Origin of the sequence: Streptococcus oralis (assembly GCF_022749195.1) — a bacterium.
GTDB lineage: Bacteria > Bacillota > Bacilli > Lactobacillales > Streptococcaceae > Streptococcus > Streptococcus oralis_CI.
Genome location: NZ_CP094226.1, coordinates 1,032,443 through 1,050,255 on the forward strand (window position 1 = coordinate 1,032,443; position 17,813 = coordinate 1,050,255).

Below are 17,813 nucleotides of genomic sequence, written 5' to 3' on the forward strand. Positions count from 1 at the left end.
AAATAAACAATTTAGCAAGGGTTTTTGTAAAAAAATTCTATTTTTCAAAAAAAACGTATCTGCCAAATTGACGGATACGTTCTTTTAGAGAGATAACTTTTAAAGTGTTTCTAAGAGTTCTTGCATCTGAACATCATCTGGAACGAGTTTTAAATAAGCTTCAGCTTGCACTTTGGCTTCTTCAAAATACCCCAATTCACGCAAAAGATAAGTATACTGCTCCAGAAACTCAGGATTATCCTTAAGGTCAGACGATAGTGCCTGGTAGAGCTCATAGGACTTATCTAAATCCTCAATTTCCTGATAAGAACGGGCAATCATCCACTTGGTCAAGAGATTTTCAGGTTCTTGACTTTGGAGAGCAATGATATCTTCGTACCGCTCTTGTTCCATATAAATGGTTGCAAGGCGAAGGAAAATTTCTTCTGTATCCTCTGCATCATCCTTAGCAGTAAGGAGAAACTGCTCTGCAGCACTAGGATCATGCAATTCGTACGAGAACTGAGAAGCAGCTAGTAAGAGCCGAGTCTCAAATGGATTTTTCTCCAGTCCTTTTTTAACGATACGAAGGGCCTCTTCCACCTGATGTTCCTTATGCAAGGCTTGACTATAACCATATTCATATCCTTCAAAATCTGGTGAAATGGTATCAATCTGCTTAAAGTAAAGAACAGATTTTTGATACTCTTCTTGGTCAAAGTAAAGACTAGCCAGTTCAAAGGCAGTTTGGTCATCGTATTCTAGTTCTAAGGCTTTTTCTAGGAATTCAGTTGCAGCTTCAAACTTGCCTAACTGGGCATAAGCGTAACCAATTCGTTGATAGGTTGAGACACCCGTTTGCTCATAGATGGAGCGATTGTCTAATTGAGCATAACCCTGAATAGCTTCCTGATAATTTCCTAACTCACTATCCAACTCAGCCAAACCAAAAACTAATAAGGGATCGTCTGAGTAGTTTAGGGCTTCCAGTAACTTTTCACGCGCTACATCTGTCAATCCTTCCAACTGATAGAGGTCAGCCTTCAAGGCCAAGGCCGACACGTACCAGTCACTTTCGGATGTGATTTCCTCAAGGTAAGCAAAGGCTTCCTCAACATTGCCATCCTCGCTAGCAATGCTGGCTAAGTTCAGATTCACTTCTGGAAATTCTGTAACGATATGTTGGTAAATTTCTTTTGCTTGAGGATAAAAGCCAATTCCCTCAAGATAGTTTGCTAGTTCATAGAGAACCTCACTTGAATCTGTTTCGAGGGCTTTGTGAAAAAACTGATCCGCTTTGGTTAAGTCTTGGTCATCCAAAGCCTGGAGCATGCGTTGACTATTGTTCACTATTGATTTTCTCCCCTTCTTCTTCATACAAACCGCTGACTTTCTTATACCAGTTAAAGATAGCTGAGATAACGACCTTGGCAGAAGCATAGACAGGAATTCCCAGCAAGACTCCCCAAATACCAAACATGGATCCTGAAGTTAGGAGAACAAAGAGGACATTTATCGGATGGATGTTTAGCTGACTACCTAAAATAAGTGGAGAAACGAAGCGACCTTCAATCGTTTGTTCAACAATAAAGACAATAATCACTTTCAAAAGCATGACAGGCCCCGCTATTAAGCCCAAAACCAGAGCAGGCAACATCGCTAGAAAACTACCCAAGTAAGGTACTAGATTAAGGATACCAGCCGTAATACCAAGAGTCACAGCATATCTGAGACCGATAATCTTAAAGAAGATAATAAACATAATTGCCACGATAATAGCAACTGTAACCTGCCCTCTAACATAGTTTGACAACTGTTTATTAACATCTGACAAAACTTGTCCGACAGGTTCTTTTAACTTGTTTGGGATGAATTTAGTCAGGTAATCTCGCAAGCCTTTCCCATCTCTCAAAAGATAAAAGAGCATGAAGGGTACGATAATAACCGCAACAATGACCTGGGAAACGCTACTGATAAAGGCGCTAACCCAGTTAACAGCTTGAGAAGAGATTTTGCTGGCCCACATGGTCGCCTCACTAGAAATATTGGAAAGAACCTGCTCCAACTGTGGTCTAAAATCATCTGGCAAGCGTTTGGTTACAAGGTCATTGATCACCTTATCAGCATCTTCCAGGTATGTCGGCACATTCTTCGCAAAATTTAAGACTTGACGTTGCAGATTAGGAATTGCGACTGCCAATCCCCAAATGATAAAGAGTCCGATAATGACAAAAACAATACTAATGGCAAGAACACGATTGATCTTGTGCTTCTCCATCCAGTCCACAATCGGATTGAGGAGGTAATAAAGTAAACCAGATAAAATAACTGGCAACATGACAACCCCTAAAAAGTCCAATACCGGTAAAAAGATAAAACTAATCTTACTTAGAATATAAATATTTAGCCCCAGTAACAAGGTTACTAAAAATACAGTGATGGCTTTATTATCTAAAAACCACTTAAAAAACCAAGATAGGCTAAAATGTTTCTCTTTATGTTCCATAAATACATCCTTTCTGTCATTCTCTCATTATACCATTTTTAGACTAAAATAACTCTTTTTTAAAGTGCTTACATGAATGAATCTAGTGCTTCATGACTGCCATTTTGTGGTATAATGAACTTATCATTATTAAGAGGTATGGACATGAAAGAAACTGTTTATTTTGGAACTTACACTCGTCGCTTATCTAAAGGGATTTACAAGGCAGATTTTGATACAGAAACAGGCCAGCTTGAAAATCTTGAACTCTTTGCTGCTGAACCAAGTCCAACCTACCTTGCCTTTGACCAACAGCAACACTTATACACCGTAGGGAGTCAGGATGGCTTAGGCGGAATCGCTGCTTACAAGACAGATGGCGCTTTGCTAAATCATGTGGTTGAAGAAGGCGCTCCCCATTGTTATGTGGCAGTGGATGAAAAGCGTGGTCTCGTTTATGGGGCCAACTATCATAAGGGTCAAGTTCTGGTTTATAAACGTCAAACGGATGGTAGCCTTATCCAAGCGGATCTAGTTCAGCATAGTGGACAAGGTCCTCATGAAAATCAAACTTCTCCTCATGTCCACTTTACAGATCTAACACCTGACCAGTATCTCGTCACATGTGATCTAGGTACGGATGAAGTAACGACCTACGATGTCAGTCCAGAAGGAAAACTAAGTAAACTCTATACTTATCATAGCCAAGCTGGAGCAGGTGCTCGCCACATCGTTTTCCACCATCACTATAAGATTGCCTATCTCATCTGCGAACTTAATAGCACGATAGAGGTCTTGATTTATGATGGGGTTGGTGAATTTGAACGCATGCAAGTTATTTCAACCTTACCAGATGGATACGAAGGCTTTAATGCTACTGCTGCCATTCGTCTTTCAAAAGATGGCAAATACCTCTATGCATCCAACCGAGGTCATGATTCCATTGCAGTCTATACAATCCTCGCTGATGGTAGCTTGGAATTATTAGAGATTGTACCAAGCCATGGTAAAAATCCACGTGATTTCGACCTAACTCCTGATCAAGAGTTTCTCATTGCTGTTCATCAAGATTCTGATAACGCAACCGTCTTTAAGCGCAATCCTAAAAGTGGTCGTCTGGCAGAGCTTTCTAACGACTTCCATGTCCCTGAAGGAGTCTGCATCAACTTCCCACATTAAAAAAAATGAACTTGAGTTTCAAGTTCATTTTTTTATAGTCTATTTCCAACGTTAATACGGTTGATAGCACGTTGCAATGCGATTTTTGCGCGACGTTCTTGGTCAATCAAGTGCTTGTCATGGGCTTCTTCGATTTCTCGTTCAGCGCGAAGTTTCGCACGTTCTGCCCGACTGATATCAATATCACGAGCACGCTCTGCTGAGTCTGCTACAATAGTAATGATATCATTAGCAATCTCGATAATTCCTCCGTTCACTGCAATCCAGTTCACATGAGTATCATCATCGATACGTTTTACCTTCACTTCATCAACCGCTAAAACCGCAATCATATTTTCATGTCGTGGCAAGATCCCCATCTCACCATCCAGAGTTCGTACCGATACAAAGCTGGCATGGTGATCATAGACGAGGCCATCTGGTGTCACGATCTGGACAGTTAAATGAGCCATAGATCACCTCTTAAAATCCCATTTTCTCTGCCTTAGCAATGACGTCTTCGATTGAACCGACACCACGGAAGGCATCTTCTGGTAGCTGGTCATGTTTTCCTTCAAGGATTTCCTTAAAGCCACGAACTGTTTCCGCTACTGGTACATAAGAACCAGGTTGGCCAGTAAATTGTTCTGCAACGTTAAAGTTTTGAGACAAGAAGAACTGGATACGACGGGCACGAGAAACCAAGGTCTTTTCTTCATCAGAAAGTTCATCCATACCAAGGATAGCAATGATATCTTGCAATTCATGGTAACGTTGAAGGACACGTTTAACCTCAGCAGCAACTGCGTAGTGCTCCTCACCAACAATTTCAGGTGCCAAGGCACGAGAGCTTGAAGCAAGTGGGTCAACGGCTGGATAGATACCCAACTGTACCAACTTACGTTCCAAGTTAGTCGTTGAATCCAAGTGAGCAAAGGCTGTGGCTGGCGCAGGGTCAGTATAGTCATCCGCTGGCACATAGATAGCCTGAATAGAGGTTACAGAACCCTTCTTAGTTGATGTGATACGTTCTTGCAATTGACCCATTTCCGTAGCAAGTGTTGGTTGGTAACCAACGGCTGAAGGCATTCGACCCAAAAGGGCAGATACTTCTGAACCAGCTTGGGTGAAACGGAAGATATTATCGATAAAGAGAAGCACATCTTGGCCTTCTACATCACGGAAGTATTCAGCAATTGTCAAACCTGTAAGGGCAACACGCATACGTGCTCCTGGTGGCTCATTCATCTGACCAAATACCATGGCTGTTTTCTCGATAACGCCTGATTCTTTCATTTCCCAGTAAAGGTCGTTCCCTTCACGAGTACGTTCCCCAACACCAGTAAATACTGAAATACCACCGTGTTCTTGGGCAATGTTGTGAATCAATTCTTGGATTAAGACGGTTTTACCAACTCCGGCACCACCAAAGAGTCCAACTTTCCCACCTTTAAGGTAAGGGGCAAGAAGGTCGATAACCTTAATCCCTGTTTCCAAGATTTCAGATGAGGTAGACAATTCATCAAAAGTTGGAGCTTTCTTATGAATTGGCTGACGCTCAGCGTCTTCAGCGAAAGGAGCATCCAAGTCAATCGTATCCCCCAAAACGTTGAAGACACGTCCCAAAGTTTCTTTACCCACTGGCACAGAGATTGGACGGCCTGTGTCCAAAACTTCCATTCCACGAGTCAAACCATCTGTTGATTCCATGGCGATCGTACGGACCATACCATCACCCAACTCCAAGGCTACTTCAAGGACGATTTTTGTTTTTCTTTCGTCATTTTTGTAGACGACAAGTGCATTATTAATCTCAGGAAGTGTTTCCCCTGCTGCAAACAAAACGTCTACAACGGGTCCGATAACCTGAGCAATTTTACCTGAACTCATCTCCTTCTCCTATTCTATATAAGATACTGTCGGTTCCTAGTTCAACTAGGTCCTAAGTTCATTTTGATACGAGGGAGGCAAAGCCTTATTCTAAGGCACTAGCCCCCGCTACGATTTCTGTAATTTCTTGTGTAATCGCCGCCTGTCTAGCACGGTTATACTGGATTGTCAAATCATTGATGACCTTCTTGGCATTATCAGTCGCCGTTTGCATGGCGGTCATACCTGCAGCATTTTCAGCTGTCTTGGCATCGATAATAGCCCCGTAAATCATACTTTCGGCATACTGTGGCAACAACTGCTCTAGAATCTCATCACGGCTCGTTTCCAACTCAAAGGTCAAGCTATACTCTTCATCCGCTTCATTTGGATCCAAGTCAACAATCGGAAGCATTTGTTCCACACGCATTTGACTTGTGAGAGTATTGACATGATGGTTGTAGCAGACGTACAATTCATCAAAAAGTTCGTTTTGGTACATCTCAATCGTTTTTGAAATAATTTTACGAACTTCATCAAAACTAGGTTGATCAGCCAAGCCACGTAGTTCATAGATTGGCTGAATACCACGAGCCTTAAAGAAATCAGCTCCCATACCACCGATACAGATTATCTCAAAATCTTTACCATCTGGATGGTATTCTTCTTTCAACTCCATAACGGCTTTAAGGATGGAAGCATTATAACCTCCAACCAAGCCACGGTCTGAAGTGATAACGATATAGCCTGTTTTCTTAACTGGGCGACTGATGAGCATTGGATTGGTTGAACCACCAGATCCGTTACCATGTAGAATATCCGTCAAAAGCTTACGAACTTTCTGAGCGTAAACTTGGAAGTTGCGCGCTGCTTCTTCAGAGCGACCTAACTTGGCAGCCGATACCATTTGCATGGCATTAGTGATTTGACTCGTATTTTTGGTTGAGGCGATTTTTGTTTTAATATCATTTAGAGATACTGCCATCTGACACCTCTATTCTTATTGGAAGCTGGATTGATTGAGAAACTCTGTAATCGCAGCATCCAAGACTGCTTCTTCTGGCAAGTCTTTTGTTTCACGAATGGTTTCCAAAATCTCTGGATAATGAGCATCAAAGAAAGTATGGAACTCTTCCTCAAAACGAACAATGTCATCTACTGGAATCGTATCCAAGAAACCATGTGTCAAAGCATAGAGAATGGTTACTTGTTTCTCAACAGGTAGTGGTTTGTGAACAGGTTGTTTCAGTACTTCCACAGTACGACGTCCACGATTTAACTTAGCTTGAGTAGCCGCATCCAGATCCGAACCAAACTTAGTGAAGGCTTCCAACTCGCGATATGAAGCAAGGTCGATACGAAGTGTACCAGCTACTTTCTTCATAGCTTTAATCTGAGCGGAACCACCTACACGGGATACAGATGAACCCGCATCGATGGCTGGACGAATACCCGCATTGAAGAGACCATCACCAAGGAAGATTTGTCCGTCAGTGATAGAAATCACGTTGGTTGCGATATAGGCAGAGATATCTCCTGCTTGTGTCTCGATAAATGGTAGGGCTGTAATAGATCCACCACCAAGCTCATCAGAAACTTTAGCTGAGCGCTCAAGCAAACGACTGTGAAGGTAGAAAACATCCCCTGGGAAGGCTTCACGACCTGGTGGACGACGAAGCAAGAGAGAAAGCTCACGATAAGCGACCGCTTGTTTTGAAAGATCATCGTAAACGATCAAAACATGCTTGCCTTGGTACATAAATTCTTCCGCCATAGCAACTCCGGCATAAGGAGCTAGGAAGAGCAATGGAGATGGTTGTGAAGCAGAGGCTGTCACAACGATTGTGTAGTCCAAGGCACCATACTGACGAAGTGTTTCTACTTGCGTACGAACTGTTGATTCTTTTTGTCCAATTGCTACATAGATACAGATCATATCTTGCCCTTTTTGGTTCAAGATTGTATCAATCGCAATAGTTGTTTTCCCTGTCTGACGGTCACCAATAATCAACTCACGTTGACCACGACCAATTGGTACAAGGGCGTCAATAGCTTTCAAACCCGTTTGTAATGGTTCTGATACAGACTTACGTTGCATAACACCAGGAGCTGGCGCTTCTACTGGACGAGTCTTGTCAGTATGGATATCACCAAGACCATCAACTGGACGACCAAGTGGGTCGACAACACGTCCGATTAGGCTGTCCCCAACAGGTACTTCCATAATTTTACCTGTACGGCGAATAGTATCACCTTCACGAATATCTGTAAAGTCTCCAAGGATGATAATCCCAACGTCTGTAGACTCCAAGTTTTGCGCCATCCCATAAGAGCCGTTTTCAAAGATCAACAACTCTCCACTCATGGCATTTTCAAGACCGTGAGCACGCGCAATTCCGTCCCCGATATAGGTTACAACACCTGTTTCAGACACATCAAAATTGGGTTTGAAATTTTCAATTTGTTGCTTAATTAAAGCGCTGATTTCTTGTGCGTTAATTGCCAAAAGAACACCACTTTCTATTTCAAATTTTCTTTAACAACTCGAAGTTGTTGTTTTATACTCACATCAATTGTCTTGTGATTAGCAAAAATGACAAAACCACCAATGAGTCCTTCATCAATTTGTTCTTTGATACTCCGTACTTTCAGAGACATTTTTTTCTCTATCAAGGGAAGCAAACGTTCCTTCTGTTCGTCCGTTAAAGGATGAGCTGAAGAAATCGTGACAACAAAATGATTGGTTTCTCTTTCAAGACGATTCAAACAATCAACAATGATATCATAAAAAAGATTTGCTCTGTGATTGTAAATCAGAACCTGAATAAAGTTTTGCATTAAAGGTGAGACAGAGTCTTGAAAGAAACCAACTGTTTTTTCCTTATCAGACTCATCAACTGCCACCTGAGCTAAAAAAGAAGGTAAGCCCGTTTCTTCTGCGACTTGCTTGATTTGATCCAAGTCTGAAAAAATCCGGTCCTCTTCTCCTTTTTCAATCACTAATTGGACAAAAGGCATGCTGTACTTTTCAATTACCTTTGCTGTTTTCTTGTCCATTAGGCTTCTCCTAGCTGATCGATATACTGATCAATGAGTTCCTTATGAGCATGACTGTCAAGGTTTTTTGAGATGATTTTACCAGCGAGACTAATCGTCAAATCTGCCACCTCTCCCTTAACACTTTTCAAAGCTTCAGCTTTATTCTGAGCAATTTCTTGATTCGCCTTCTCTTTTAAGCGACCTGCTTCTACTTTAGCATCTGCCAGAATATCTGCTTTACTCTTCTCTGCAGTCTCTTTAGCATTTTCAATGATTGTTTTGGCTTCGTTGCGACTACCAGCCAATTCATCTTCACGTTTTTGGGCAAGAGTTTCTGCTTTTTGACGAGCTTGTTCAGCTCCATCAATATCAGCAGCAATTTTATTTGCCCTTTCTTCGAAGACACTTGTCAAGTTTGACCACGCATATTTCTTAACTAAGACAATCAAAAGGATAAAAGAGCCAGCGATTAAAATAAAGTTACCAATTAATTCACCTACTGTTACGTGCATCTGTTACTCCTTTCTACTCTCCATCATTAATTTTATTTCCTAGATACATAGAAGACAAGACTGTGAATACATAAGCCTGAACACAGGAAATAAACACAGAAAACGCCGTCCAGACAAGATTGGTAACAAATGCGACTGGATACCAATATAGAGCCTGATGAGAAAGTGTGATCAGCAAACTAGCCATTACTTCTCCGGCAAAGATATTTCCGAAAACCCGCAAAGCAAGTGATAGGAAATTCGTGACTTCTTCAAGGAGATTCATCGGTGTCATAAAACCTGGGGTAACAAAGCCTTTCAGATACTTTTTAACACCACGGCGACGAATTCCTTCTATATGGGTCATCAGGATAATTCCAAATGACAAAGCCAAGTCAAACTGAAGATTGGCAGTTGGCGATGTCCAAAGATTTGTCCCATCTGTAGTTTGAAGTTTGGCCATCAAACCAAGATTGTTTGCGATCACCATAAAAAGAAATAAACACAAGTAAAAGAGTGAGTAATCTTTCATGTACCGTGAGCCTACATTAGGTTCAGTAAATCCGACTACGAAGTCATAGAGATACTCCAGTACATTTTGCTTTCCTTTGGGTTTCACAGTCATATTCCGACTTGCCCAATAGATAAAGCCAAAAATAACGACTACTGACAGCAAGGTCAAGGCAGTCAAGGTCAAATCAAAGGTAACAGGACCAATATTGATGGTTGGATTGATACTTTCTTCCATCTAGAATCCTCCCTTTTCCATTTTATACTTCTCTTTATTTGATGATAAATGAAAATACGAGAGTTACAAAGAATGTTCCTTCGATAAAGGCAATCCCCATGATCATTAAGCTACGCAATTGTGGAATGATGTCTGGTTGACGAGCTGCTGATTTGAACAAACCGTTCATCAACATACCTTCTGCAAGGGATACACCCATACAGGCAAGACAAAGACCGAAAAATGTTAAATTCATGATGAATTCTCCTTTTATTTAAAATTTACTTACTTAGTTTAGTCCTAAAATTTTGATTTGTCAACTTTTTACTTACGTTGAAAGCGTTTCAGATAATATATTTCTATTTTTGCTATTTTTATCCTATTCTATAGAAAGTTTTTCCATTTTAGATTGCGAGTTTTTCTTGATTTTACTATATTTTCTGAAACAAACTGAAAAATCCAAGTTTAGAACTTGGATCGATTCAGTTTATTTAAAATAGCAGGAATAGTGTTGTTTACAACCTGGATTAAATGGAGCACTGCAGTAAGGACAAGCCATCAGTTTTTGGTATTCTTGGAAAGTCATTGTCCTCTTACAAACCCCACATAAAATCGGTCGATCCTCAGAAAGGACCAAGGGATAGGGCGAAAACACATGCGTTTCTATAGCATTGTGGCACTGATAGCAAGCATAGTATTTTTTACACTCATAGCACTGAAGAGAAACGATGTCCTTTTCGCCATGATAATGAACGCATCTGCCTTCATCATCAACTAACAAACCTTGTGCTTGATTCATTCACTTTTCCTTTTCTAGGCACGAACTGTGACGCTGGTTCCATCTTCCTTATAGAGATTGATAAGACCTTCCTTGAGAGCGCGGACCATGTCCCCAGCTTGAACAGGTTGTGGAACCTTGATTGTCAAGAGTTCCATTGGATTTGGAGCACGATCAATTTTATTGCCCTTGGCATCATGAAGGTCTTCGATATAAGTCTCAAAATGACGGAAACCTGGTCCATAAAACTCGACTTGATCGCCTTCGTTGATGACATTCCGTTGACGAATGGTTGCCGTTTGAGTCGCATCATCATACGCAACCACTTCAGCGACAAACTTGTATTCAGGAATTTTACGACGTGCGCCAAATAACTGTTCATTTTCAGACGGCGTACCATAGTAGAAACCTGTTGCCAATTCACGTTGGGCAACTTTCCACATCTCGTCTACTAAGTCTTGTTTGATGGCTTCAAACTTCTCAGGACTTTCGAGATAAGCATCTACAGCCGCCTTATAACAGTTGGTCACAGTTGAAACATAGTGGATAGACTTCATGCGACCTTCAATCTTGAGACTGTCTACGCCATTTTCAATCATATCTGGGATATGGTCAATCATAGACATATCAACGGCAGACATCGAAAATTCTTCTGGGATTTCACCTTTCAGACTTTTACGTTCTTGACCAAAGGGCATGTCATAAAGATCGTATTTCCAACGACAAGACTGAGAACAGCCCCCACGGTTGGCATCACGCATACTCATGTGGTTTGATAACGTACAGCGACCTGAGTAAGAAATACACATGGCTCCATGGACAAAGGCCTCAATCTCAACATCAGTACGTTTGCGAATCTCTGCCAATTCTTCCATTGAAACTTCACGGGCCAAAACCACGCGAGTTAGACCAAGTTCTTTCCAGAACTCTAAAGTTTCATAGTTCGTCGCACTGGCTTGGGTTGAAAGGTGGATTTCAAGACCTGGTGCTTCTGTTGCTGCAATCATAATCAAGGCTGGATCTGACACGATAACTGCGGCAATCCCAATGTCACGCAACTTACGGAACCATTCTCCAGCACCAGCTTCGTTTCCTTCGTGCATAACCATGTTAGCAGCCACATAGACCTTGGCACCGTACTTAGCAGCAAACTGCACGCCTTCTTCCATCTGTTCAAAGGTGAAGTTTCCTGCACGGCTACGAAGACCATAGGCTTGCCCACCGATAAAGACTGCGTCCGCACCATATTGGACAGCTACTTTCAGCTTCTCTAAAGTTCCTGCAGGTGATAAAACCTCAGGACGTTTTAATGTTTTTGTCATTTTTTCTCCTATTTGCAATATAAAAGTTTGACGTTTTTCCTTCTCATTTTATAGTAAATAATAGATAAAATCAAGCCTAGACAGATTGTTTTGACAATTCTAATCTTTTCTAAAACAAAAAACTAGCCTTTCTAGACTAGTTATTTTCAAGATAAAATTCAAAGCGTTCGCCCACGTATTGACTCTTTACATACTCAAAAGCCGTCCCATCTTCAAGATAAGAGACCTGAGTCAAGGCTAAAATGGCATGCCCCTTTTCGACTTCTAGATAGTGAGCAATCTTTTCCTTAGCCAATCTCGCATAAATGGTCTGTTGGGATTTGCCAATCCGGTAACCATGTTGCTGCAAGGTTTGAAAGAAATGACTGGTGATCTCTTCTTTTTTGAAATCCTTGATAAATTTCTCAGGAATGGATGCGACTTCATAGACTAGCGGAACTTGGTCAGCGTAACGCACCCGTTCCATACGGATAATATTCTCTGTCGGAGTAATCCCTAGCTTAGCGACCTCTTGCTCATTTGGAATGGTTCTTCTGTAAGAAATGAGCTGACTAGAAGGGACTTTCCCCTGAGATTTGACAATCTCCGTAAAACTAGTCGTTCCCCGCATTTTTTCTTGGACACGAGTGCTAGAGACAAAAGTCCCACTTCCTACACGACGCTCCAAAACTCCTTCCTCAACCAAGAGAGAGATAGCCTGGCGTAATGTCATCCGGCTAACTTGAAACTGTTCAGCTAAATCTCGCTCACTTGGAAGTCTCTCTCCGATTTTCCAATGATGCTCATCTATATCCTTCTTGATCTGATCGTGGATTTTCATATAAGCTGGTAACATGATTCTCACTTCTTTTCTTTATTTTCTCCATTGTACCGTATTTGCTAATAAAAAGTCAAACTTTGCCTTGTTTAGTTGGTAATTCGCCCCTATTTGTGATAGAATATTGAAAAAGATATTTCTTTTGAGAAAGGAAAAAGATGAGCAACATTTCAACTGATTTGCAAGATGTCGAAAAAATCATCGTGCTGGACTATGGTAGCCAATACAACCAGCTGATTTCGCGCCGTATTCGTGAAATTGGTGTTTTTTCAGAGCTAAAAAGTCATAAAATCTCAGCTGCAGAGGTTCGTGCGATTAACCCTGTAGGGATCATCCTCTCTGGTGGACCAAACTCTGTATACGAAGATGGTTCATTTGATATTGACCCAGAAATTTTTGAACTTGGCATTCCAATTTTGGGAATCTGCTATGGTATGCAACTTTTAACTCATAAACTTGGAGGAAAAGTTGTACCTGCAGGTGATGCTGGTAACCGCGAGTATGGCCAATCACCACTTACCCATACCACTTCTGCCCTCTTTGAAGGGACTCCTGAAGAACAGATTGTTTTGATGAGCCATGGCGATGCTGTTACAGAGATTCCAGCTGATTTCGTTTGTACTGGAACTTCTGCTGACTGTCCTTATGCAGCTATTGAAAACCCTAACAAGCACATCTATGGTATCCAATTCCACCCAGAAGTTCGCCATTCTGTATACGGGAATGATATCCTTCGCAACTTTGCCCTTAACATCTGTCAGGCTAAAGGCGACTGGTCAATGGACAACTTCATCGATATGCAGATCAAGAAAATCCGTGAAACTGTAGGTGACAAGCGTGTTCTTCTCGGCCTATCAGGTGGTGTTGACTCTTCTGTTGTTGGAGTTCTTCTCCAAAAAGCAATCGGTGATCAATTGATCTGTATCTTTGTAGACCACGGTCTTCTCCGTAAGGGAGAGGCTGACCAAGTTATGGACATGCTTGGTGGTAAGTTTGGTTTGAATATCGTCAAAGCAGATGCTGCAAAACGCTTCCTTGATAAACTTGCAGGTGTTTCTGACCCTGAACAAAAACGGAAGATTATCGGTAACGAGTTTGTTTATGTCTTTGATGATGAAGCAAGTAAGCTAAAAGATGTAAAATTCCTTGCTCAAGGAACACTATACACTGACGTGATTGAGTCTGGTACAGATACTGCTCAAACTATCAAGTCACACCACAACGTTGGTGGACTTCCAGAAGATATGCAGTTTGAATTGATTGAACCATTGAACACTCTTTATAAAGACGAAGTCCGTGCTCTCGGTACAGAGCTTGGTATGCCAGACCACATCGTATGGCGCCAACCATTCCCAGGACCAGGACTTGCTATCCGTGTCATGGGTGAAATCACTGAAGAAAAACTAGAAACTGTTCGTGAGTCTGATGCTATCCTTCGCGAAGAAATCGCTAAAGCTGGTCTTGACCGCGATATCTGGCAATACTTTACTGTCAACACAGGCGTTCGTTCAGTCGGTGTTATGGGTGACGGTCGTACTTATGACTACACCATCGCCATTCGTGCCATTACTTCTATCGATGGTATGACAGCTGACTTTGCCAAGATTCCTTGGGAAGTCCTTCAAAAAATCTCTGTACGTATCGTAAATGAAGTGGATCACGTTAACCGTATCGTCTACGACATTACAAGTAAACCACCTGCAACTGTTGAGTGGGAATAAACCAATCAAACACAAAAGAACTCTGAATCGGATTCAGAGTTCTTTTTTAGGTAGCACTTCTGCTTTCCTTTTTTATTTACGTTTTTTCTTCGCTTTTTTCATTTTGTTGGCCATACGTTTCATAGACTGTTTCATGGCAAATTCACCGATTTTACCTTTGAGTCCGCCACCAAACATCTGGCTCATATCTGGCATGCCTGCTCCTCCAAGACCTGACATATCCGGCATTCCACCTTGTCCCATCATGCCTTCAAGGGCAGACATATCCATCCCTCCCATATTTGGCATATTTTTTGGAAGGTTATTTGGGTTGATTCCCATCTGCTTCATCATCTTGTTCATATCCCCAGACATGACACCTTGCATGAGCTGTTTGGCCTGGTTAAAGTCCTTGATAAATTTATTGACTTCGACAAAGGTATTTCCAGAACCAGCAGCGATACGACGGCGACGACTTGGATTTAACAGATCAGGGTTTTCGCGTTCTTCAGGTGTCATAGAAGACACAATGGCACGTTTGCGCGCAATCTGGCGCTCATCCACCTTCATATTTTGAAGGGCAGGATTGTTAGCCATACCTGGAATCATCTTGAGTAAGTCTTCCATTGGCCCCATATTTTGCACCTGATCCAATTGATCAATGAAATCATTGAAATCAAAGGTGTTTTCGCGCATTTTCTCAGCCATTTCAAGAGCTTTTTGCTCATCGTATTCCTGAGAAGCTTTCTCAATCAAAGTGAGCATATCCCCCATACCAAGGATACGGCTTGACATACGGTCTGGGTGGAAGGTTTCGATATCTGTTATCTTTTCACCCGTACCAGTGAACTTGATAGGTTTTCCAGTGATGTGACGAACAGACAAAGCTGCACCACCACGAGTATCCCCATCAATCTTGGTAAGGATGACACCAGTTACTTCCAACTGAGCATTAAACTCACGGGCAACATTAGCCGCTTCCTGACCGATCATGGCATCAATGACAAGGAGGATTTCGTTTGGTTGAGCCAGTGCTTTAACATCACGAAGCTCATTCATAAGAAGTTCATCGATTTGTAAACGCCCTGCCGTATCAATCAAGACATAGTCGTTGTGATTCGCTTGAGCTTGCGCCAAACCTTGGCGAACAATCTCAACAGCTGGCACTTCTGTTCCAAGTGCAAAGACTGGAACATCAATCTGCTGTCCAAGTGTTTTCAGCTGATCGATGGCTGCTGGTCGATAAATATCCGCCGCAATCATCAAAGGACGAGCATTTTCTTCCTTCTTGAGTTTATTAGCCAGCTTACCAGCAAAGGTCGTTTTACCAGCCCCTTGCAAACCGACCATCATGATAATGGTTGGAATTTTTGGTGACTTGATAATCTCAGCCGTATCAGAACCTAAAACAGCTGTCAGTTCCTCATCAACGATTTTGATAATCTGTTGGGCAGGATTGAGGGTATCAATGACCTCGTGACCAATTGCACGTTCACGAACCTTCTTGATAAAGTCCTTTACAACTGGCAAAGCAACATCGGCTTCAAGCAAGGCCAAACGGATTTCTTTGGTTACTTCTTGGACATCAGCCTCAGAGATTTTTCCTTTTTTACGTAGATCTTTAAAGACGTTCTGCAAACGTTCTGTTAAACTTTCAAATGCCATTTTTCTTCCTCTTATTCTCTATTATCAATGCTTGTTAAAACTTCTATCTGCTCCTGCAGAAAGTCATCCTTGGGATAACGCTCCAAGATCTGGTCAAAAATCTGACTACGGACAATGTAGTCCGAATACATGTGAAGTTTCATCTCATAATCTTCTAGAATCTTTTCCGTCCGCTTGATATTATCATAGACAGCCTGACGACTGACACCGAACTCTTCAGCAATCTCAGCAAGACTATAATCATCAGCATAATAGAGTTCTATATAGTTCATCTGCTTGTCTGTCAAAAGCGCCGCATAAAATTCAAAAAGGGCGTTCATACGATTGGTTTTTTCGATTTCCATAACTTTTATTATACCAAAAAAACGATTATACTGCTAGAGTAGAAGCACTTCAAATAGAGTAAGAAGAAAAAAAGAACCTTGCAAGGCAAGATTCTTTTAGTGTCTGACTTAAATAATTGTTCTTCTGGGAACTTAATCGAATTAAGCTTCGATTTCTGTAACCATACCTGAACCAACAGTACGTCCACCCTCACGGATAGAGAATGTAGTACCTTGTTCTACGGCGATTGGGTGGATCAACTCAACGTCGATAGTCACGTTATCACCAGGCATTACCATTTCAGTACCTGCAGGAAGTTCGATTGAACCTGTAACGTCAGTAGTACGGAAGTAGAATTGTGGACGGTAGTTGTTGAAGAATGGAGTGTGACGTCCACCTTCTTCTTTAGTAAGGATGTAGACTTCACCTTTAAATTTAGTGTGTGGGTTGATTGAACCTGGTTTAGCGATAACTTGTCCACGTTCGATTTCGTCACGTTGAACACCACGAAGAAGGACACCTACGTTATCTCCAGCAAGACCTTCGTCAAGTTGTTTACGGAACATTTCAACACCAGTAACAACTGCTTTTTGAGTTTCTTCTTTGATACCAACGATTTCGATTTCGTCGTTGACACGAACAGTACCACGGTCGATACGTCCTGAAGCAACTGTACCACGTCCAGTGATTGAGAATACGTCTTCGACTGGAAGAAGCAATGGTTTTTCAGTGTCACGTTCTGGTTCTGGAATGTACTCATCAACAGTGTTCATCAATTCCATGATGATGTCTTCGTATTTAGAGTCACCTTCAAGAGCTTTAAGAGCTGAACCTTGGATAACTGGAAGATCGTCACCTGGGAAGTCATATTCTGACAAGAGGTCACGGATTTCCATTTCAACCAATTCAAGCAATTCTTCGTCGTCTACCAAGTCGATTTTGTTCATGAAGACGATAAGGTGTTTAACACCAACCTGACGTGAAAGAAGGATGTGCTCACGAGTTTGTGGCATTGGTCCGTCAGTTGAAGCTACTACAAGGATAGCTCCGTCCATTTGAGCAGCACCAGTGATCATGTTTTTAACGTAGTCCGCGTGTCCTGGAGCGTCGATGTGAGCGTAGTGACGTTTTTCAGTTTCGTACTCAACGTGCGCAGTGTTGATAGTGATACCGCGTTCGCGTTCTTCTGGAGCAGCATCGATAGACGCATAGTCTTTAGGTTGGTTAACTGCTGAAGGCAAGCGACGTGCCAATACAGTTGTGATAGCTGCAGTCAAAGTAGTTTTACCGTGGTCAACGTGTCCGATAGTACCAATGTTAACGTGTGGTTTACTACGATCGTATTTTTCTTTTGCCATTTGAGTAAAAGCCTCCAATAAAATATATTTTATAGATAGACAGTAGGCAATACAGTCTAACTTTCCTTACTATTTTATCAAATTTCTGCTAAATTGCAAGT

The 17,813-nt window shown here is 41.7% G+C and carries 18 protein-coding genes; 2 read left to right on the forward strand and 16 right to left on the reverse strand.

What is annotated here, in order from left to right; translation table 11 throughout:
- Window positions 1-99 precede the first annotated feature (99 nt).
- Together MP387_RS05050 and MP387_RS05055 are read right to left on the reverse strand one after the other, a co-directional pair.
- Window positions 100-1,329, reverse strand: a complete 1,230-nt coding sequence (locus tag MP387_RS05050; RefSeq protein WP_242745494.1) for a tetratricopeptide repeat protein — start codon at window positions 1,327-1,329, stop codon at window positions 100-102.
- Entirely contained in the window at window positions 1,319-2,485 is a 1,167-nt protein-coding gene (locus MP387_RS05055; protein ID WP_242745496.1) for an AI-2E family transporter, read from the reverse strand. The genes MP387_RS05050 and MP387_RS05055 overlap by 11 nt, the downstream gene beginning before the upstream one ends.
- A gap of 144 nt (window positions 2,486-2,629) precedes the next feature.
- Here MP387_RS05055 and MP387_RS05060 point away from each other — a divergent pair, with 144 nt between their 5' ends.
- Window positions 2,630-3,643: a lactonase family protein gene (locus MP387_RS05060; RefSeq protein WP_242745498.1), complete on the forward strand. Its 1,014-nt coding sequence runs from the start codon at window positions 2,630-2,632 to the stop codon at window positions 3,641-3,643.
- Between the two features lie 32 nt (window positions 3,644-3,675).
- Here the strand turns inward: MP387_RS05060 and MP387_RS05065 are convergent, their stop codons facing one another.
- The 11 genes from MP387_RS05065 to MP387_RS05115 form a co-directional block, all read right to left on the reverse strand.
- The gene (locus tag MP387_RS05065; protein ID WP_000940836.1) at window positions 3,676-4,095 is read right to left on the reverse strand and encodes a F0F1 ATP synthase subunit epsilon; all 420 of its coding nucleotides are present in this window, start codon (window positions 4,093-4,095) and stop codon (window positions 3,676-3,678) included.
- Window positions 4,096-4,105: 10 nt separating this feature from the next.
- Window positions 4,106-5,512, reverse strand: coding sequence for a F0F1 ATP synthase subunit beta (gene atpD, locus MP387_RS05070; protein ID WP_242745500.1), 1,407 nt, complete (start codon window positions 5,510-5,512; stop codon window positions 4,106-4,108).
- 85 nt (window positions 5,513-5,597) lie between these two features.
- Window positions 5,598-6,476 (reverse strand): F0F1 ATP synthase subunit gamma, encoded by an 879-nt coding sequence (locus MP387_RS05075; RefSeq protein ID WP_000301228.1) that lies wholly within the window; start codon window positions 6,474-6,476, stop codon window positions 5,598-5,600.
- Between the two features lie 15 nt (window positions 6,477-6,491).
- Complete coding sequence (gene atpA, locus MP387_RS05080; RefSeq protein WP_000996617.1) at window positions 6,492-7,997, reverse strand: F0F1 ATP synthase subunit alpha; 1,506 nt, start codon at window positions 7,995-7,997, stop codon at window positions 6,492-6,494.
- A gap of 14 nt (window positions 7,998-8,011) precedes the next feature.
- The gene (locus tag MP387_RS05085) at window positions 8,012-8,548 is read right to left on the reverse strand and encodes a F0F1 ATP synthase subunit delta (RefSeq protein ID WP_038806143.1); all 537 of its coding nucleotides are present in this window, start codon (window positions 8,546-8,548) and stop codon (window positions 8,012-8,014) included.
- Window positions 8,548-9,042 (reverse strand): F0F1 ATP synthase subunit B, encoded by a 495-nt coding sequence (gene atpF / locus MP387_RS05090; RefSeq protein ID WP_242745502.1) that lies wholly within the window; start codon window positions 9,040-9,042, stop codon window positions 8,548-8,550. The genes MP387_RS05085 and atpF overlap by 1 nt, the downstream gene beginning before the upstream one ends.
- Before the next feature lie 13 nt (window positions 9,043-9,055).
- Window positions 9,056-9,769, reverse strand: coding sequence for a F0F1 ATP synthase subunit A (atpB, locus tag MP387_RS05095; RefSeq protein ID WP_242745504.1), 714 nt, complete (start codon window positions 9,767-9,769; stop codon window positions 9,056-9,058).
- 34 nt (window positions 9,770-9,803) lie between these two features.
- Window positions 9,804-10,004 carry a F0F1 ATP synthase subunit C gene (locus MP387_RS05100; RefSeq protein WP_001054555.1) on the reverse strand — a complete coding sequence of 67 codons (201 nt, stop codon included), beginning with the start codon at window positions 10,002-10,004 and terminating at the stop codon, window positions 9,804-9,806.
- A gap of 231 nt (window positions 10,005-10,235) precedes the next feature.
- Entirely contained in the window at window positions 10,236-10,547 is a 312-nt protein-coding gene (locus MP387_RS05105; RefSeq protein ID WP_242745506.1) for a CHY zinc finger protein, read from the reverse strand.
- Between the two features lie 14 nt (window positions 10,548-10,561).
- Window positions 10,562-11,848, reverse strand: a complete 1,287-nt coding sequence (locus tag MP387_RS05110) for a peptidase U32 family protein (RefSeq protein WP_000169095.1) — start codon at window positions 11,846-11,848, stop codon at window positions 10,562-10,564.
- A gap of 136 nt (window positions 11,849-11,984) precedes the next feature.
- Window positions 11,985-12,683: a GntR family transcriptional regulator gene (locus MP387_RS05115; protein ID WP_000936178.1), complete on the reverse strand. Its 699-nt coding sequence runs from the start codon at window positions 12,681-12,683 to the stop codon at window positions 11,985-11,987.
- Window positions 12,684-12,823: 140 nt separating this feature from the next.
- Between MP387_RS05115 and guaA the strand changes: the two genes are divergently transcribed.
- Window positions 12,824-14,386 (forward strand): glutamine-hydrolyzing GMP synthase, encoded by a 1,563-nt coding sequence (guaA, locus tag MP387_RS05120; RefSeq protein ID WP_242745508.1) that lies wholly within the window; start codon window positions 12,824-12,826, stop codon window positions 14,384-14,386.
- A gap of 72 nt (window positions 14,387-14,458) precedes the next feature.
- Here guaA and ffh read toward each other — a convergent pair whose 3' ends face one another.
- The 3 genes from ffh to tuf all read right to left on the reverse strand — a co-directional run bounded on the left by ffh (window position 14,459) and on the right by tuf (window position 17,712).
- On the reverse strand, window positions 14,459-16,030 hold the full coding sequence (ffh, locus tag MP387_RS05125; protein WP_242745515.1) for a signal recognition particle protein: 1,572 nt from the start codon (window positions 16,028-16,030) through the stop codon (window positions 14,459-14,461).
- Window positions 16,031-16,041: 11 nt separating this feature from the next.
- Complete coding sequence (locus tag MP387_RS05130; RefSeq protein WP_000402068.1) at window positions 16,042-16,374, reverse strand: putative DNA-binding protein; 333 nt, start codon at window positions 16,372-16,374, stop codon at window positions 16,042-16,044.
- 141 nt (window positions 16,375-16,515) lie between these two features.
- The gene (gene tuf, locus MP387_RS05135; protein WP_001040720.1) at window positions 16,516-17,712 is read right to left on the reverse strand and encodes an elongation factor Tu; all 1,197 of its coding nucleotides are present in this window, start codon (window positions 17,710-17,712) and stop codon (window positions 16,516-16,518) included.
- Window positions 17,713-17,813: the final 101 nt, after the last annotated feature.

Bases quoted from the DNA above. Each gene is read 5' to 3' on its own strand.
- MP387_RS05055 (WP_242745496.1), bottom strand. From the start codon at position 2,485: ATGGAACATAAAGAGAAACATTTTAGCCTATCTTGGTTTTTTAAGTGG.
- MP387_RS05060 (WP_242745498.1), top strand. From the start codon at position 2,630: ATGAAAGAAACTGTTTATTTTGGAACTTACACTCGTCGCTTATCTAAA.
- MP387_RS05065 (WP_000940836.1), bottom strand. From the start codon at position 4,095: ATGGCTCATTTAACTGTCCAGATCGTGACACCAGATGGCCTCGTCTAT.
- atpD (WP_242745500.1), bottom strand. From the start codon at position 5,512: ATGAGTTCAGGTAAAATTGCTCAGGTTATCGGACCCGTTGTAGACGTT.
- MP387_RS05075 (WP_000301228.1), bottom strand. From the start codon at position 6,476: ATGGCAGTATCTCTAAATGATATTAAAACAAAAATCGCCTCAACCAAA.
- MP387_RS05085 (WP_038806143.1), bottom strand. From the start codon at position 8,548: ATGGACAAGAAAACAGCAAAGGTAATTGAAAAGTACAGCATGCCTTTT.
- atpF (WP_242745502.1), bottom strand. From the start codon at position 9,042: ATGCACGTAACAGTAGGTGAATTAATTGGTAACTTTATTTTAATCGCT.
- atpB (WP_242745504.1), bottom strand. From the start codon at position 9,769: ATGGAAGAAAGTATCAATCCAACCATCAATATTGGTCCTGTTACCTTT.
- MP387_RS05100 (WP_001054555.1), bottom strand. From the start codon at position 10,004: ATGAATTTAACATTTTTCGGTCTTTGTCTTGCCTGTATGGGTGTATCC.
- MP387_RS05105 (WP_242745506.1), bottom strand. From the start codon at position 10,547: ATGAATCAAGCACAAGGTTTGTTAGTTGATGATGAAGGCAGATGCGTT.
- MP387_RS05110 (WP_000169095.1), bottom strand. From the start codon at position 11,848: ATGACAAAAACATTAAAACGTCCTGAGGTTTTATCACCTGCAGGAACT.
- MP387_RS05115 (WP_000936178.1), bottom strand. From the start codon at position 12,683: ATGTTACCAGCTTATATGAAAATCCACGATCAGATCAAGAAGGATATA.
- guaA (WP_242745508.1), top strand. From the start codon at position 12,824: ATGAGCAACATTTCAACTGATTTGCAAGATGTCGAAAAAATCATCGTG.
- ffh (WP_242745515.1), bottom strand. From the start codon at position 16,030: ATGGCATTTGAAAGTTTAACAGAACGTTTGCAGAACGTCTTTAAAGAT.
- MP387_RS05130 (WP_000402068.1), bottom strand. From the start codon at position 16,374: ATGGAAATCGAAAAAACCAATCGTATGAACGCCCTTTTTGAATTTTAT.
- tuf (WP_001040720.1), bottom strand. From the start codon at position 17,712: ATGGCAAAAGAAAAATACGATCGTAGTAAACCACACGTTAACATTGGT.